At 29.8% G+C, this 265-nt stretch carries 1 protein-coding gene; it reads right to left on the bottom strand.

Going from position 1 to position 265, the window contains the following annotated elements:
- Positions 1-20: 20 nt before the first annotated feature.
- Entirely contained in the window at positions 21-164 is a 144-nt protein-coding gene (locus Q4563_RS20375) for a hypothetical protein (protein ID WP_303605808.1), read from the bottom strand.
- Positions 165-265 lie beyond the last annotated feature (101 nt).

Raw genomic sequence — 265 nt, 5'->3', positions numbered from 1 at the left:
GCTATAATTTCTTGCTCTGATTATTCTCCATAAGGTGCATTTTTACTGTCTGCTAAATAAACAGTATTTTCATTAGGCAATCGATGGATAATTTCTTTCCAAATGGAAGTACCACCAACTCCTGAATCAAAAACACCAATTGGAGATTCTGGTTTTTGTAACATAGTTTTAAAACAAAACGGTAAATTAAAGATATAAAAAAAGCGTTCTGAAATCAGAACGCTTTTAGAATTTAAACAAGTATAAACGTTTTGACTTTATTTAC

The sequence above is a fragment of the Gilvimarinus sp. 1_MG-2023 genome (assembly GCF_030548285.1).
This window is presented reverse-complemented; position numbering and strand designations above follow the sequence as displayed.